The 15930-nt window shown below is 67.8% G+C and carries 11 protein-coding genes; 4 read left to right on the top strand and 7 right to left on the bottom strand.

The features are described 5' to 3' along the window. Positions 1–39: 39 nt before the first annotated feature. From ABGB05_RS35210 to ABGB05_RS35200, 3 genes are all read right to left on the bottom strand, one after another. Positions 40–4971, bottom strand: coding sequence for a class I SAM-dependent DNA methyltransferase (locus tag ABGB05_RS35210; protein WP_347658322.1), 4932 nt, complete (start codon positions 4969–4971; stop codon positions 40–42). Continuing rightward, positions 4968–7925 carry a helicase-related protein gene (locus ABGB05_RS35205; RefSeq protein WP_347658321.1) on the bottom strand — a complete coding sequence of 986 codons (2958 nt, stop codon included), beginning with the start codon at positions 7923–7925 and terminating at the stop codon, positions 4968–4970. The genes ABGB05_RS35210 and ABGB05_RS35205 overlap by 4 nt, the downstream gene beginning before the upstream one ends. A gap of 83 nt (positions 7926–8008) precedes the next feature. Continuing rightward, the gene (locus ABGB05_RS35200) at positions 8009–9136 is read right to left on the bottom strand and encodes a serine/threonine-protein kinase (RefSeq protein ID WP_347658320.1); all 1128 of its coding nucleotides are present in this window, start codon (positions 9134–9136) and stop codon (positions 8009–8011) included. A 584-nt stretch (positions 9137–9720) separates the two neighbouring features. On the opposite strand from ABGB05_RS35200, the gene ABGB05_RS35195 reads away from it, so the two are divergent. After that, the gene (locus tag ABGB05_RS35195; protein ID WP_347658319.1) at positions 9721–10623 is read left to right on the top strand and encodes a TylF/MycF family methyltransferase; all 903 of its coding nucleotides are present in this window, start codon (positions 9721–9723) and stop codon (positions 10621–10623) included. Between the two features lie 413 nt (positions 10624–11036). On the opposite strand, the gene ABGB05_RS35190 is transcribed toward ABGB05_RS35195, so the two are convergent. Continuing rightward, positions 11037–11486, bottom strand: coding sequence for a hemerythrin domain-containing protein (locus tag ABGB05_RS35190; protein ID WP_347658318.1), 450 nt, complete (start codon positions 11484–11486; stop codon positions 11037–11039). Then, on the bottom strand, positions 11479–12342 hold the full coding sequence (locus ABGB05_RS35185; RefSeq protein ID WP_347658317.1) for a helix-turn-helix transcriptional regulator: 864 nt from the start codon (positions 12340–12342) through the stop codon (positions 11479–11481). Before ABGB05_RS35185 ends, ABGB05_RS35190 begins: the two co-directional genes overlap by 8 nt. A gap of 104 nt (positions 12343–12446) precedes the next feature. On the opposite strand from ABGB05_RS35185, the gene ABGB05_RS35180 reads away from it, so the two are divergent. Together ABGB05_RS35180 and ABGB05_RS35175 are read left to right on the top strand one after the other, a co-directional pair. Further along, complete coding sequence (locus tag ABGB05_RS35180; protein ID WP_347658316.1) at positions 12447–12878, top strand: VOC family protein; 432 nt, start codon at positions 12447–12449, stop codon at positions 12876–12878. A 215-nt stretch (positions 12879–13093) separates the two neighbouring features. Continuing rightward, positions 13094–13279, top strand: a complete 186-nt coding sequence (locus ABGB05_RS35175) for a hypothetical protein (RefSeq protein WP_347658315.1) — start codon at positions 13094–13096, stop codon at positions 13277–13279. A gap of 39 nt (positions 13280–13318) precedes the next feature. On the opposite strand, the gene ABGB05_RS35170 is transcribed toward ABGB05_RS35175, so the two are convergent. After that, entirely contained in the window at positions 13319–13789 is a 471-nt protein-coding gene (locus ABGB05_RS35170) for a hemerythrin domain-containing protein (protein ID WP_347658314.1), read from the bottom strand. Between the two features lie 799 nt (positions 13790–14588). Here ABGB05_RS35170 and ABGB05_RS35165 point away from each other — a divergent pair. Continuing rightward, entirely contained in the window at positions 14589–14882 is a 294-nt protein-coding gene (locus ABGB05_RS35165) for a hypothetical protein (RefSeq protein ID WP_347658313.1), read from the top strand. A gap of 511 nt (positions 14883–15393) precedes the next feature. Here ABGB05_RS35165 and ABGB05_RS35160 read toward each other — a convergent pair. Next, the gene (locus tag ABGB05_RS35160) at positions 15394–15654 is read right to left on the bottom strand and encodes a hypothetical protein (protein ID WP_347658312.1); all 261 of its coding nucleotides are present in this window, start codon (positions 15652–15654) and stop codon (positions 15394–15396) included. Between the last annotated feature and the right edge of the window lie 276 nt (positions 15655–15930).

The raw sequence follows: 15930 nt of genomic DNA, 5'->3' as shown, positions 1-15930 counted from the left end.
AGTCGCAAAGCGGGACCAAAGGAACCCCTTCCATCGCCCTTACGCGTTCTCAGCGAGCTGACGACTGAACGCGGCGTGCGCTTGGCGGTACTCCTGCTCCCGGTTCGCGCGATAAAAGGGCGGCGCATACCCTTCCGGCACGAGATTCCGCTGGGGGTCATCAAAGTAGGCCATCAGCTTCTTGAACGAATCCTGCGACTGCCGCACTCCCTGGGCATGGAATTCCCGAGCAATTTTGTGCCCGTTGGCATCAAACCACATCTCGGCCTCGTAACTACTCAAGACCGCATACCGAGAGCTGAACATCGCCGAGAGCTGATCTACCTCGATGCCCAGCCATACCGACACCAAGGCGTCGATCTCGACCAAGGCAGCACGCCTCTCATACTCGCTTCGCAGTGGAGTATCCCGCTTCCACACCGGCGATATCGGCGCAATCGCCTGCGCCCGGGGCCAGTCTATGGCCCATCGCTCATTCTGGAACATGGGGTCGAACAGGGAGGACCAGAGATCCGAATAGGCGTTTGTAAGGCAGACGAGACGTAGTATGCGCAGAAGGAGCGGTCGCGCCAAGGGGTGCCCTTCAGACGCCGCGGGGATCGAGAATATCTCCTTGCCATACAGGGTCGACTTCCCTGAGATTCGGACTCCATAGTCGAGCGGAAGGGATGCCCAGAAGCCAGCATTCAAAACGGTCAGCTGATCGCTAGCCATGGCAAGCGTATGCACCGCTTTCACATGCGACGGCCCTGGCGGATAGACCGCAGAGTACAAGCTTCGCTCTCCGCTCACCGAAATCATCTCGCGCCAGGCTAGACGATAATAATCAGCAAATGGCCTCCCCTCCCACTTTTCTAAAGATTCCCGAAATTCTTTTTTGGACCCGGCAACTCTGTAGTTGGTACGGGGCACGAAGTCGTCAGCCGCACTAACGAGGTCGATAGAGCGGTAGTCCTTGTTGCTCTTGCATGGTACGTTGGGCTGTTTGGCAAGCGGGTTTGCGATGCCGATCAGAGGGCCTTGCAAAATGACCTCGTCCCAGCTTCCCACCTCCGAGGTACCCCACCTGATCGCACCGTCGCGCTGAGCATCTCCTTCGACAAATCCGCGGCTAACCTTTGTAGTAGCAGCGTTGATTCGGTCCGGAAAACTTGCAATCGCCTTGATTGCCCCCTGCTCCGCAGCAGTCACCGGATAGAGTATCTTCGCCTGATCGACGGGCACATCATCCTCGTCCGTCATGAGCTTCCACTCCGCAAGCACATCGCGGTTGACCTGCACGATTCGGCCGGCGTGAGTACGCAGATCCCAGTCGCCCTCGAACTTCAAGCCCGGTAGATTGCCTCCACCATCGTGAGATAATGATCCCACAAGAGTAGACGGGTCATACAACCATGCGATCTGACCGAAAGCCACATCCCGAACGGCGCCGTATACATGGATACCGAATTCCACATGGTTGTCCACCTCAACGAACAGGTGCTGCTTCCGCTGATTAATGAAGTGTGCATGGAACCGCAGCCTACGATAGCAAGCAGAACGCAGGGGACCTTCTTTCGTCCCGTTCAGGTGCGAGTTCGGGTGCAGAAAGCCAGCCATCCCGATTGGCTTGAGTAGTTGCCAGGATCGAATCATGAACGCGCGATAAAGATTCGCTTGCGTGTTGGCGAGCAGGCGGTACTCAACGGGAGATGTAAAGAGATTGACCAACGCAGCCTGCAGCGCCAGCTCTCGACAATAAGCCCTGGTAATATTCTCGCGGGCAAGTATCGCGGCCCTTCGCGATTCGTAGACTGACGGCGTCGGTTTATCCGCAAGCACGAACCAAGGATTGTGCTCCGCCAGTACAAAGTCTTCCAGCCAGCGGGGCCGTACCCAGGGTGGGTTGCCGACTTGGAGGTCGAAGCCGCCTTTGCCGAACGCCTGGGCGAAGGTCAGTTCCCAGTGGAAGAAGCCCTGCTCGTCGGCGATCCGGGTGGCGGTGTGCAGCCAGGGGAAGCGTTCCTCGAACCGGAGGGGATTTTCCATCCCCATCAGGCCGTCCAGCCCGCGCTCGTACTCGGTCACCTCGGCAAGGGTGGTGAGCTGGGAGAAGAGCGAGTCGTCCGGGAGGTCGGCCCGGCCCAGCATGGCCTCGGCGAAGGTGAGCCAGTCGTCCAGGTTCGCCAGCGGCACCGGCCGGCGGAGCTGCTCGGCAAAGCTCACCTTCCGGGTCGCGGTCGGCTTGACCGGCATCGCCAACTGGACCGACTCGACACCCCCGAACAGGTCCTGCTTCTGGTACGACACCGGGTCGTCGTACGCGGGCACCTCCCGGACGTGGGTGACCTCGACCGGCTCGGCCGGGTACGCGTCCGAAGAGCCGTCCAGCAGCTCGGCGGCGTCCAGCGGCCAGAACCACAGCGCGCACCAGACGTCCATCACGGTCTTCAACCGCCAGTACGGTGTGCCGGTCGCCGTCAGGTCGGCGAGGATCTTCTCCCTCGGCACCGCCCCGTCAGCCGGCGGCAGCGGCGACTCCGGCTCCCAGACCGGGATGTCCCGACGGATCTCCCGCTCCGAGATCTCCAGCCGGAGTCGTACCAGTTTCCACAGGAACTCGACCCGGCCGGCGAGCGCCTGGAGCCGGGCCACCTGCGACGGCTGCTTCCGGGAACCCTTTGCCGACGGCGCGCGCTTGATCGCCGTACGCCATTTCTTGAGCTTGTCGGCCTCGGTCGGCGCCAGCTCGCGGGCCTCCTTCTCGGCGGCGACCGCGCCCCAGCCGTCGGCCGGGAGCAGGAAGTGGTGGACGGTGCCCTCGGTGATGTCGCCGTCCCGGAACGGCCGGTCCTCGGGTGCGGTGGTCAGCCACGACTTGTCGGTGAGCTGCTCCGGCCGATAGAGCCGCCGGCCGCCGCCGATCAGCGAGTTGCCGCGCTTGAGGTGCAGGCCGAACCAGGGTGCCCGCAGCCCGGCGTGCATCACGTTCAGCCAGAGTGACACCTCGGCCAGCTCGACCGCGGTCCGGTTCAGGTCGACGCCATAGCAGTTGTGCAGTGCGATGTACGCCTTCACCCGCTGGAGTTCCAGGTGGTAGTCCTCGGGTTCGAGGGCGACCCCCAGCTCCTCCTGGCGGCGGCGCAGATATTCGGCGGCGACCTGGTTGATCGCCTCGTTGAGGAAGGCACCGGAGCCGAGCGCCGGCTCGCAGATCGTCCAGTCGAGCAGGTCCCGGGCCCGCAGGCCGTCGCCGGCCTCCTCGATCCGGTACTTCAACGCGAGCTGGACGGTGACCTCGGTCAACGACTGCGGGGTGTAGTAGGAGGCGCTGGTCTGCCGGTCCCGGCCGGCGAGCCGGTAGACGAACTGCCCCGGCTCGTACGGGATCCGGCTCTTGTGCCCGGTGACCGGGTGCTCCTTGAGCACAAAGACGTCGTCGTCGTAGTCGTCCACCTTGGACTCGGGGATCATCCACGAACCGTCCTTCGGGTCGCCGTGCTTCGCCACCTCGAAGAGCCGTTCGGTGGCGACAAACCCGGTGTACGACATCAGCCCCTCGTAGACCGCGCCGAGCTGGTTGATCCCGAGCTGGGCGTACGAGATGAAGCCGCCGCGTCGCCGCCGCCCACCCTTGGTGATCATCAGGCGGCGCAGCACCTCGTAGAGAGTCTCGTTGCGCAGCCGGGTGTCGAGCTTCGGGCCGTTGACGTCGTCGTCGCAGTCCGGCTGCGGGATCCGCTCGCCGATCAGGGTGATCGCCTCCGGCAGGAACAGGTCGGAACGCAGCGGCTCGAACCGCAGCCCCTCGCCCGCGCTGAGCGTCTCCCCCTCGTCGGTTTCCTGCGTCGGGTGCCCGTTGTTGACCATCCGGAACAGCAGGTCCAGCGACTCGTAGAGGTGGAAGCCGTCCTTCGCCGACGGCGGCAGCCGGCGGGCGACCAGGTCACCGAGCCGGGCCATGCTGTAGCCCTCCAGGTATTCCGGATCCTTCGTCGGCAACACCCCCAGCTCCGGCCGGGCCTCGGCGTAGAGCAGGAAGAGAATCCGGTACAGGTAGCGCAGCGCCTCCCGGCCCAGGTCGCGGGCCAGCTCGTCCAGGTCGGCGACCTCCTCCGGCCGGTAGCCGGCCTGGCGGATCCGGTCCAGCACCTCGTTCGCGATCAACTCGACCGAGGTACGCAGCCCCTCCCGCAACTCGCCGCTGACCCCGACCGCGTGCTGCCGGGAACCGGCGACCAGGTCCGCCAGCGGCTCACTGCCGCCCTCGGCCGGCGGGCGCAGCGAATCCGCCCCGAACAGTGCGGCGACGACGTCGTACTCCCGCTCGTCGTTGCGGCCGTAGAGCACGTCGAGGCTGACCGCCAGATAGCGCCCCTCACCCCAGACACTGCGGTCGGCGAGGGTGACCACACCGCCGCCGAGGATCAGGACATACCGGGGTGGGTCCTCGGCGGCGAAAAGCCACGAGGCGAGCTTCGCCCCGGTCTCGATCCGCTCCCCGCCGGCCAACTCGACCGGGTCCAGCAGCCGGCCCGCCTCGGTCGGATCCTGGGCGGCGTCGGTGTCCACCGCCCAGCCGCACTCGATCGCGACGATGCCGTGCCCGGTGCCGCCGCTGCCCGGCTCGGCGTACGCCACCCGGATCTGCTGCTCCTGCCCGGCCCGCTCGACCGTGATCGTCCTCGGTTCCGGCCCCGGCCCCGGCCCCGTCCCCGACTCCGGGTCGCCGAAGCCGAGCACCTTCAACAGCTCGACGTGCACCTTGCGCAGCCGCTCCGGGTCGAACAGCTCCCGGTCGGCCAGCTCGGTCTTCCGGTCGAAGTAGTCGCGGCGGAAGCCACGCAGCGCGGCCCGGGGAGTCAGCCGGCCGCCGCGCTCCTCCTCCGCCCACTTCTTGGCCAGCCCACCCTTGAGGGTGGTCGGCAGCACCTCGGCGAGGTAGTGCGCGGAAAGGTACTCGCCCCGGTTGGTCAACGACTCGAAACTCATGCCCCCGCCTCCGCTGTGCTGCCAGCCCCGAGCGCCGGCGTCTGGTCCGCCGCCGTCGCCGGATTCACCAGTACGCCGAGCAGCCGCAACAGCGGATCACCGGCGGTCTCCAGGCGGGTCACCAGGTCGGTCTGCTCCCGTACCGTCCGGTGCACCCGCTGACGCCGGCGCTCCCGCTGCGCCGCCGGCAGCTCGTCGAGCAGGCTCGCCTGCGCGAACCGCTCCACCTTCTGCCGGTGCTCACGCAGCGGGGCGGCGATCTGGGCGTCCCACTCGGCCCGCCGGGCCGCCAGATCGGCCCGGGCCGCCTCGATCGCCGCCGGCACCAACGCCCGCAGCCCGTCCAACGGCACCGGCCGGCCCGGGTTCGCCAACTCCGGGCCGACCCCGGCCGCGGCCAGCGCCGCCACCATCGGCCCGACCCGGGGTACGGCCGGCAGCCCGGTCACCGCCATCCACTCCACCACCGTCGGCTGGCCGAGCCGGTTGCAGTAGACGCCCTGCACCAGGAAGGTCGGCTCGTCGACGTCGGCGGTCAACACCAGCGCCTGCTGCCGGCCGAGCCGGGCCAACACCTTGTCGACAAGCCACTCCACCATCGGATGTACGTCGCTGAGGAACGCGATCTCCGGCCAGACCGGCTGCTCCGCGCTCCGGGCCTCGTCGAGCTTGCGCTGGGCGAGCCGCCGGTCGAACGTCATCTTCAACCGCAGCTCGTCACCCTCGGCATGCGCCCGCAGATAGGACCGGGGCAGGTCGGAGAGCCGGTGCACCAGGTCGGCCGGGGCGAGCAGCGACATCAGCTCGTCCTCCCGACGCAGCCCGATCCGGTCCTCCGGCCGGTCGTCGTAGAGCTCGGCCAGGGCGGTGTCGACAAAGTCGCTGGTCGAGGCGAAAAGCTTCGGCACCTCCACCCGCTGCGGCTCGACCGCGATCGGGGTCTCCCCCACCCCGGCCATCAGGGCGGCGAGCGGATCGTCCTCGGCCGGCTCGTCGGGATAGCTGCGCTCCACCGTCTTGCCGTCCATCAGGTCCCGGACCAGCCGGTCCTCCTCCACCTTCGCGTCGTAGAGGCCGATCGCCGCCGAGACGCTGCCGAGGCTGCGGTGCGCCGCCTCCTCCCGGGCCAGCAGCTTCTCCGCCACCATCCGGTCGTCCTTGGCGTTCGGCACCGACGAGGTGAGGATCAGCGCCCGGAACTGCGGCTCGTGCCGCTGGCCGTACCGGTCGATCCGGCCGTTGCGCTGCTCGATCCGGATCAGACTCCACGGGATGTCGTAGTGGATCAGGTGGTGGCACTGCTGGTGCAGGTTCACTCCCTCCGAGGCGACGTCGCCGGTGAAGAGCAGCCGTACCTCGCTGCCGGCCAACTCGAACTCCTGCAACACCTGCTGCTCCTCGGCGTCCGGCAGGGTGCCGTGCAGGACCCGTACCGCCGAGGGGCGCAGCCCGAGCCGGGCCGGCACCACCTCGGCCAGCCACTTGAGGGTCTGCACCCGCTCGGAGAAGACCACCGCCCGGACCGGGCTGCCGGGCCGGACGCCGATCTCGTCCCGCAGCTCCCGGACCAGCCGGTCGAGCTTGCTCGACTCGTCGTCGGTCATCGCCGAGGTCAGCTCCGCGAGCCGGTCCAGCGCCGCCCGCTCCCGCCCGGTCGCCTTGTCCATCCGCGCCTTCACCGTCGCCGCCAGCGCCCGGTGCGAGGAAAGAAACGACTTCAGCAGGGTGTACGGAAAGAGCCGGTCCTGCCCGCGTACCGGATGGTCACTCCACTGCCCGGCGAGCCACACGTCGGTCAGCTCGGCGAAGATCCGCTCCTCGGCGGCGCTGGCCGCGCAGTGCAGAGCCCGCGACGGGCCCCGGTCCGCCCAGCGGTTGCCGATCTGGTCCCGAACCTCCGGGCTGATTTTTGTCCGGCGCAGGTAGAGGTGGGCGATGTCGTCCGCCGAGTAGTTGTCCGGGTCGGTGATCGCGGTCGGGTCGAGCAACGAGATCAGCTCCGCGAACGACCGCCGGTCGCCGTTGTGCGGGGTGGCGCTGGCCAGCAGCAACGCGTCACTCCGGGCGGCCAGCCGGCGGGCCAGCTCGTTGCGCTGCGTCCCCCGGTTGATCAGGTTGTGCGACTCGTCGATCACCACCACGTCCCACTCGATCGCGTCGAGATGGTGGCCGAACTGGCCGGCGTCCTTGAGGGTGTCGACCGAGATGATCGCCCGCCGAAAGTAGGTGAACGGGTTCCGCCCCGCCGGGATCTCCTGCTGGATCCGCTGGATGCCGGTCGAGTCGAGCCGGACCAGCGGAATCGCGAACCGGGTCCACAGCTCCCGCTGGAACTGCTCCAACACCTGCTGCGGAGAGACGACCAGGATCCGGTCGCCCCGGCCCCGCCGGATCAGCTCGGCCAGGATCAGCCCGATCTCCAGCGTCTTCCCGAGCCCGACCACGTCGGCGAGCAGGATCCGGGGCCGCAGCCCAGCCAGCGCCAGCTCCGCCGGCCGGAGCTGGTAGGTGAGCGGATCCAGCAAAAACCGGTCCGCCAGCGCCAGGCCGCGCTCCGACTGCGGCAACGGAGTACGCCGCAGCACCGCCTCCAGGAACAGCCGGCTCTGCCGGAACCGGGCGGAGGTGTCCTGCACCAGGACCGTCTCCTCCGGCCGCATCGTCCGGACCGGCTCCAGGTTGGTGAAGAACGTCGCCTCGACGTCCTGGACCAGCTCGGAAACCCCGACGGCCTTGACCATCGTGCCGCCGTGGACCGGTTTTGCCGTCCGGACCAGCCACTCCTCGTCCCGGACCACGATCCGTTGCCCGGGCGCGAACAGTGCGCTGGTGGGCACCTCGGCGGCCGTCGGGTCAGGGTCGCCGGCCGACGGATCGGTTTGCGGGTCGGCCGGGTCGGCGTGCCGGGCCGTCGCACCGGCGGTGGGAACGGTGGAGAGAGGCGGAGGAGTCATAGGTGGGGGCGTCCTTCGCGGCGAGGGGGATGTTCAGTTGTCCTGCGGTGGTGCCGGGGGGTGTGGGGTGGTTGTGGGGATCGTCAGAGGGTGGCGCGGCGGGCGTACTGGCGACGCAACTGGTCGATCAGCCAGCCGACGTCCGGTGCTGCGGTCTCCGGGGAACCGTGTCCCGGCTCCGTCACCCGCTGCTGGTCGGATGCCGGCGCCCGATCATCGAGATCCGGGTCCGTGTCCTGGCCGGGGTCCGGTGGGCTGACGGCCGGATCCTCGTCGGTGCTGCCCCCGCCCCGGTCGACCTCCTCAGGATCCCGAAGCGGATCGTCCAGCACCGGCGGCACCACGGGTTCGCCACTGCCGTCGAAGGTCAGCGCGGTCAACCGCTGCCGTACGTCGGCGGCCGGGGCACCGTCGGCGGTCGCCACCGCCAGCAGCCGTTCCCGGACCGCCGGCAGACCGGGCCGGGCCGACGGGTCGTACGCCAGCATCGCGCCGAGCACCGGCGCCACCTCGGCCGGCACCCCCGACATCTCCGGCAGCACCGCCGGGTCGGCGATCTGGAACAGCAGCGCCGGCAGGGTCTTCGCCTGCGGATAGAGCCGGTGCCCGGTCAGCGCGAAGACCAGGGTCGCGCCGAGGCCGTAGACATCCGACTCCGGACCGGCGTCCGGTTCACCCCGAACCCGTTCCGGAGCCATGTAGTCGGGGGTGCCGACCACCCCGCCCGGATCCGTCAGATAGTCGTCCCGGTCGGCGATCACCGCCAGGCCGAAGTCGATCAGCACCGGCCCGTCGCCGCCGAGGATGATGTTGCTGGGCTTCAGATCCCGGTGCAGCAGCCCGGCCTGGTGCACCCGGTCCAGGCCGTCGACGAGCATCGCCCCGAGCATCGCCACCACCGCCGGCGGCAGCGGGCCACGCCGTTCGACGTACTGGGCCAGGGTCAGACCGGGGACGTACTCGACGGCGAGCCAGGCCGGGTCGCCGAGCGGATCGGCGTCCTCCAGCCGGGCCACCCGGGAGCCCCAGACGAGTCGCAGGCTCTCCACCTCGGCCGCGAAGCGCTGTCGGGCCGTCGGGTTGTCGAGCAGATGTGGACGGATGACCTTGACCGCCACCCGGTCCGCGGTCGAGGACACTCCGAAGTAGACGTCACCCATCCCGCCGTGGCCGAGTGAGCTGACGAGTCGGTAGTCGCCGAGCCTCCGCATCGACGGCAGCGTCACCACAGCCTGATCGCCTCCCCCACCGATGACCCTGAGCACATTACCCGTCATCACATCGACGGTGGAGTCCGCTGAATCCGCCTTAGGGTCGGACTGTGCCGGTCCGGACGGAGCCGACGTACCGCCGAACCGTCCCGGCCGGATGGGCTGATCGCCTCCTGCCAACGCCCCAGCGCCGGCAAGCAGGCGCCCCGGCTCCGCCGTACCGGCGGGCGTCCCGATTGGATCGGGCAATCGAAGCCGGCCTTCTTCATGAGATGACGCGCCCATTGGTGAACACCGGACGGGTTTCCCCGCTCTACTCGCTATCCGCTGTCGCAGCTTCGGCGGGGCGGAAACCGCCAGGATTCGCCGACGGTTTCCGCACGAACGCAGGTTCGCCGAGCCCTCCCGGTCGGCAGCGAACCCCGACAGGCGGCACGAGCCGTATCTGATCGCGTACGGATGCTCCTGACAGGAGCTTGCACTTCGGAGGTTGTCCGGCAAAATCCTGCGTTACAGTACCTTTGCCGCTTTCCGCAGCACGGCGGACCTTAAATCTTTTCACGATATCGGGAAGGCGTAGAAATATGGAGCCAGCAACGATCCGGCCCCGCTCGGCAACGGGAACCACACTCGACCTCGAAGACAGCGAGAGCTTGCGAAACGCGAGGGATCTCTACCTCAACCTCATCCGCGACACACTCACCGGCACCCTGTCAGAGGACTCGGATGTGATCCCGGGGATCAATACATCATGCTCGAAAGGCCTGGCGCGGCCTGCCGCCCACAGGATTGCCGCGGCGCTGAGGAGGGCTGGAATCGAGGTTGTCCTCAAGCGGCCGTACGACCCCACCAAGCGCGAGGGCGGCCTGGACTGGCCAGCTCGAGCCGAGTCGATGATCGGCATCAAGCGAATGGACAACATCCGCTTCTGCATCGAGACGGCGATTCGAGAAGGCGTTCCCGGTGATCTCATCGAAACCGGCGTGTGGCGGGGCGGGGCCGTCATCTACATGCGAGCAGTACTCAAGGCGTACGGTGACACCACCCGCCGGGTGTTCGCCGCCGACTCGTTTCAGGGGCTGCCCCCGGCGAAGCCGAATCAGCACCCTGCCGATGCCGGCGACGTGCACTACCGCGAGGACGCACTGCGGATCGGTGTGGAGCAGGTACGTGACAACTTCCGGCGTTACGGCCTGTTGGACGATCAGGTTCGGTTTCTCGTGGGCTGGTTCAAGGACACGCTACCCAAGGCCCCCATCGACCGGCTCGCGGTCCTGCGGCTTGACGGCGACATGTACGGGTCGACGATGGACGCCATCTCGGCCCTGTACCCGAAGCTCTCGCCCGGTGGCTTCTGCGTCGTCGACGACTACTTGACACATGCCGCCTGTCGACAGGCGATCAGCGACTACCGTGAGGCAAACGCGATCACCGACACGATCGTGTCGATTGACACCGCTGGCGTGTTCTGGCGCAAGCAGTCGTAACCTGAGCAACGGCCCAGGTGTGCGTTCGCAGCGTCTCCAGGAGTCCGCCGCGGGCCCGTCGGAACGCCCCGCCGCCCAGGTCACGGTGCAGGTGACTGTCGCGAGCCGAGCTTCGCGGCAGCCTGCCTGCCACGTTCGAGGCAGCGGACGCGGCCGACACGGGCCCCGGCCGGCGGGCAGCACCCAGACGGTACGGCTCACCGCGTACGGGCGGTCGTCGCCTCTGCGATGTCGGCGAGGAAGTCCAGCTCCGCCGGGGCACCCGGGCCACCGCCAGCGACGGCGATCAGCTTGGCGAACTCCTCGGTTGAGTCCAGCCGCCTGTCGCCAAGCTCGAATATCCGTGGAATGGCGTTTCGACCGGGCTGCTCTTCACCCGGTTGTGGTCGCGGCGAGGGCGGTGCCAGCCACCGTCACAGCGGTCCCAGCACCACGTCAGGATCCGCGTCCAACGCCAGGGTCTCCAGCACCGTCAGGAGCTGACGTTCCTCGTACCTGAAGTGGGACTCCATGATCGCCGCCACGCCCTCCAGGTGCCGATGCAGCTCGGCCGGCGAGGCGGCCCGGGTCACGGCGGCTTGGAGGCCGCCCAACAGATGCGCGATCATCGAGTGGTCCTGCCGCAGGCGGCGCAACGTCTCCCGCAACTCGGGGTACTGCTCGGCGATCGCCGGGAACAGGTCCCGGTCCTCGCCCTCGTGGTGTGCGGTCAGCGCGGTGCAGAACCCGTGGCAGAACAGCAACAGATCTCTGGTCGCCGACTCCGCCGGCGCACCATCGGCTGGAGCAATCGGCGAGCACCGCCGTACCGGTTGGTGGGTTGGGCGGTCCTGCGCGAGCTCTGAGTCGGTCGCCTCAGCCACGAGCGGGGTCGGGGACCCCTGGCAGGAGCGCCAGTCGGAATTTGGTCTCGTCTTCGGTGTCCGGGTCCGCTGTCAGGATGACGATCTTCCTTTCCGCGTCGCCGTCGGTGATCACGTCGCAATCCACCACGATCGGGCCGGCCACGGGGTGTTGGACGATCTTCTGGTCCTCGCGATGCGCACCGACCGCGCCGGAGGCCCACAACTCGGCAAAGCGTTCGTTACCCGTGGTGAGTAGCTGGATCAGGTCGGTCAACCGGTTGCTACCCGGAAAGCGTCCCGTCGCACGGCGCAGGTCGGACACAACGGCGGACTCAACCGTGTCCTGGGCGAACGAGGTCACCGGCCAGCACGACAGGCGTGGGCCCTCACCGTCGGTCGAGAAGGTGTCGCGAGCGAAGTTGCGACGGTGCGGCGGCGTCGACGACGGGTCGCCCAGGAGCGCCGCCCAGCCGCGGTTCCACCAGATCATCTGCCAGTCGGCGGCGAAGACCGCAGCGGCGGTGTCATCCAGTCGGTTGAGGAGGCGGCGAAGACCTGGCGGGATGTGGTCGGAGATCTCCGCGTGGGACGGAGGGACAAGACCGGCCAGCCGATAGAGATGATCTCGTTCGGAATCCGTGAGCTGCAGGGCGCGTGCGAGTGCGGCGACCACCTGCGCCGATGGGGTGGTGGATCGCCCCTGCTCCAGACGTACGGCGTAGTCGACCGAGATCCCGGCGAGCTCCGCAAGTTCCTCCCGACGCAGTCCCTTCGCTCGGCGCGCGCGCCCACTCGGCAGCCCTGCTGCTGCTGGAGAGAGACGGTCGCGCCAGGCGCGCAACGTCGCACCCAGCGTCGTCTCGTTCGTGGTCATACCGTTGATTCTCGCTCCTGACCACCCAGTCAAGGGTGGTACCCGAGTTCCTACCGTCGACCCGTCTCTGGTTACGGCCTCGACCGCCGGAAAACATCGGTTGCGTGAGTATTTCTTTCTCCCACGACCATATCGGCATAAGCGTGACTTCCGACGACCTCGACACCACCGTCGAGTGGTACTCGAGCAAGCTCGGCTTCACCGTCGACCAGCGGTTCGACTCCCACGGCACGACGTTCGTATACATCGTCAGCGGTGACGTCAAGATCGAGCTCCTCGCCGGCGCATCAAACCGTCAGGCGCCGACCGACGACGTCCTGACGAGCATGGACCCGTCGCGCCTGCACCACTTCTGCATCGCCGTCGAAGATCTTGACGCGACCGTCTCCCAGCTGCGCGACCTCGACGTAAGGCTGATCGGTGGCCCCATGGAGGTGACAGAAATCGGTCAGCGCATCGCGTTCATCACCGACAATCTCGGCAACATCATTGAACTCGCTGAGCCTGGCACCTGGCCCGCTGGTTTACGCGACTGATCGTTCTGGCGCCCCACCTCGCTGAGAAACCACAACGCGTACGCACGCTCCGGCCTGCGATCCGGGACGCCGGAGATGTCAGCGATGGTGTTCAACCCGGGCGATCGTCCGGCCACTGTTGCCGCGACGGCCCCGACACCGCGTGCGGGCTCTCGCCGGCCGGCGGGAGCCCGCACCCACCGTACTCGTCAAGTCACTCGGCGCACAGGTGATCGATGTCATGGGTACCGGGGCTGCCCCAGAGCTGGGTGTTCGTAGAGTTCTCCGACCTGCCCTCCGGAGACCTGCTCCGCTACCTGGGCGACGCCGGCCGCTGCGTTCGTGTCGACGATGCCGTCTGTCTCGACGCGGAGGCGATGTCGGGGTGGCTCACCCACCCCGACTTCCACGTCGTCAGGTAGGTGCCGTCCGCGCTACCTCACCGGCGGCCCGTCTGACGGTCACAGCGGTCCCAGCACCACGTCAGGATCCGCGTCCAACGCCAGGGTCTCCAGCACCGTCAGGAGCTGACGTTCCTCGTACCTGAAGTGGGACTCCATGATCGCCGCCACGCCCTCCAGGTGCCGATGCAGCTCCGCCGGCGAGGCGGCCCGGGTCACGGCGGCCTGGAGGCCACCCAACAGATGCGCGATCATCGAGTGGTCCTGCCGCAGGTAGCGCAACGTCTCCCGCAGCTCGGGATACTGCTCGGCGATCGCCGGGAACAGGTCCCGGTCCTCACCCTCGTGATGCGCGGTCAGCGCCGTGCAGAACCCGTGGCAGAACAGCAACAGATCCCTGGTCGCCGACTCCGCCGACGAACCATCGGCCACGGCCTGCCGGGTGACACGCAGCGCCTCGCGAAGCCTCTCGTGCACCCGGCGCAACTCTCGACTCCAGGCCACCAGCCTGGTCGGCTCACCCTCACGCATAGGTGACGGGCGAAGGGACGACAAGCATCGTCGTATCCTCTTCGGTCCGGCGCCTCCATGCCTGACACGGCCTGCCACCGGCACGCGACGCTGGGGCCGAGGTTACCAGGGAGCACCCCTGGAACAATGAGCGAACCCGCCCCACCCCACGCAGCCGACGATGCGATGGGGTTCTCCGGAGGATCGACCACAAAGCAGGCCATCTGCAGAATCTCCAGGAGCGCGGCGCGAGCCCGTCGGATCGCCTCGTCATCGACGTCAAGGTGCAGCTGGGTGATGCGCGGAAAGCCGAGGGTTGCGGCGGCCTGTCCGTGGAGTTCGAGGGAGAGGACGCGGCCGACAAGGGACCAGGCGCTCACCGCCCAGATGGCGACCACGCCAGCACCGTTGATCATTCCGTCAACCCAGCCCTCGGGTGAGCTCGTCGTCGGTCTGTCGGACATCGACCCGGTCGACGCGGCGTGGCATGGTGTCCACGCCGGCACGGTACCCCTGTTGCCTATCGACCACGAACGAATAGGTCGCCCGTCGACGGCCAGCCGGCACGGGTACCGGCCGCCTACCCTGATGCAATGGCCGACCCTGCTGTCCATGGCTTCCTACGGCGCCATGCCCCACAGGACGTTCGGGACACAGTCCGGTGGCTGGAGGAGCACGGTTACCAGCTGACCTCGTCGCCGCGCGAAGCGGTAAGCAGCTTCGGGGCGCTGTTGGTCTTCACCGGTGACGCGGAAATAGAGATCGTCTGCGATCGGTCCCAGTGGTTCATGGAGATCGCCGCACCCCCGGCGGCGAGCGGATGCAGTACGACCTGTTGATCGCGGCGAGCCGTGGCCTCGACTACCCGGACTGCTTTCCCGAGCACGCCGGCATCCCCCGCTTCCCGCTGCCCGAACAACTGCCCGTGGGCGTGAGTTGGCGAAGCACGCTTCCCGCCGTGTTGGATTGGATCAGCGGGCCCGGTGTCGCGGAAGCGGTCCAACGTGCCAACGACCAGCGGTACGTCGTGATGTGGCCCGACTCGCCCACGGCCCGGCAGTTGCGGCGCACGTGGCGCAGGCAGGCACGGCGGGCGGACGAAGAGCCCGGATAGGCCAGCACACCCAGACCCTGGCCGCCCCTCTTCCGGATGCCCCGGGCCCAGATGCTCATCGCACAGCTCACGATGACGGCGGTCTCCCGCGACGAATCGACCCGGGCCCCGTGCCCAAACGGCCCCCAGCCCTCCTGAGGCTCCCCGGGTTGGGGACATCGGGTGGCGCCGCGATCTTGGTATTCCAGCGTGGTTGTGACCACCCTGGAATACCAAGATTCAATTTGCCGGCACCGAGCCTGACCGGGGTCACATCGATGGCGGAGTGGCCATGCTCGCCCTGGCCGTCCTGACCATCCTCGCCGCCACCACCGCGCAGCAGCCCGACCCCGACGATCATCGCGTTGACCGTCGCCGAGATCCGCCGACGCCTCAACGCCTTCGTCCTCGCCACACCACTACCCCCAGCGCACACCCTGCACTGGTCGATCTGCGACGAACATCCCAAGTCCGCGCCCAACGGGCCCACTACCAGCGCAGACTCGGCCACTTAAGCTTGAGACTTACTCGTCTAGGGCTCGAGCGTGGCGGGCATGCTGAAGGCGGCGACGTGACGGGCATCGATGAAGGCGTTGCTTTCTACGATCTTCCCGTTCTCGATCCGGAGTACGTCGACGACCAACGCCTCGTAGTGCGGGCTGCCGGGCCGGCGGAGATAGTTGATCAGTGCCGGGCGCCCGTTGGCCGAGGTGGGGAACGTACGCCAGTCGAGCGGTCGGCCGAGGAACTCCGCGGCCGCGTCGATCCCGACGACCGGCGGCTCGGGCGGCATCGTGATCCGTACGTCCTCGGCGAGCAGTGCCCGGATCGTCTCCGGGTCCTTCGCGTTGGCGTAGCGGCGCAGGATCTCTTCGTCCTCGCTGCTGAGCTGCGGGCGGCGCCAGTCCTTCGGGTCCGACGGAGCGCGCCGCCGGAGGGTGTGGCGGCAGGTACATGAGCGCTGCGATCACGGCCAGCTCGACGGTCTCCCGGGCGGCGAGACCGGTCTGCGGATCGTCGGCCAGCAGGGCGTCGGGATAGGGACCGAGCTCGGTGGACCACTCCAGCG

This window comes from Plantactinospora sp. B5E13, assembly GCF_039871775.1.
Classification (GTDB): Bacteria; Actinomycetota; Actinomycetes; order Mycobacteriales; family Micromonosporaceae; genus Plantactinospora.
This window is presented reverse-complemented; position numbering and strand designations above follow the sequence as displayed.

What these genes read in the sequence shown, in the direction of transcription:
- ABGB05_RS35210 (WP_347658322.1), bottom strand. Translation starts at nt 4,971, where the DNA reads ATGAGTTTCGAGTCGTTGACCAACCGGGGCGAGTACCTTTCCGCGCAC.
- ABGB05_RS35205 (WP_347658321.1), bottom strand. Translation starts at nt 7,925, where the DNA reads ATGACTCCTCCGCCTCTCTCCACCGTTCCCACCGCCGGTGCGACGGCC.
- ABGB05_RS35200 (WP_347658320.1), bottom strand. Translation starts at nt 9,136, where the DNA reads ATGCGGAGGCTCGGCGACTACCGACTCGTCAGCTCACTCGGCCACGGC.
- ABGB05_RS35195 (WP_347658319.1), top strand. Translation starts at nt 9,721, where the DNA reads ATGGAGCCAGCAACGATCCGGCCCCGCTCGGCAACGGGAACCACACTC.
- ABGB05_RS35185 (WP_347658317.1), bottom strand. Translation starts at nt 12,342, where the DNA reads ATGACCACGAACGAGACGACGCTGGGTGCGACGTTGCGCGCCTGGCGC.
- ABGB05_RS35175 (WP_347658315.1), top strand. Translation starts at nt 13,094, where the DNA reads ATGTCATGGGTACCGGGGCTGCCCCAGAGCTGGGTGTTCGTAGAGTTC.
- ABGB05_RS35170 (WP_347658314.1), bottom strand. Translation starts at nt 13,789, where the DNA reads ATGCGTGAGGGTGAGCCGACCAGGCTGGTGGCCTGGAGTCGAGAGTTG.
- ABGB05_RS35165 (WP_347658313.1), top strand. Translation starts at nt 14,589, where the DNA reads ATGCAGTACGACCTGTTGATCGCGGCGAGCCGTGGCCTCGACTACCCG.
- ABGB05_RS35160 (WP_347658312.1), bottom strand. Translation starts at nt 15,654, where the DNA reads ATGCCGCCCGAGCCGCCGGTCGTCGGGATCGACGCGGCCGCGGAGTTC.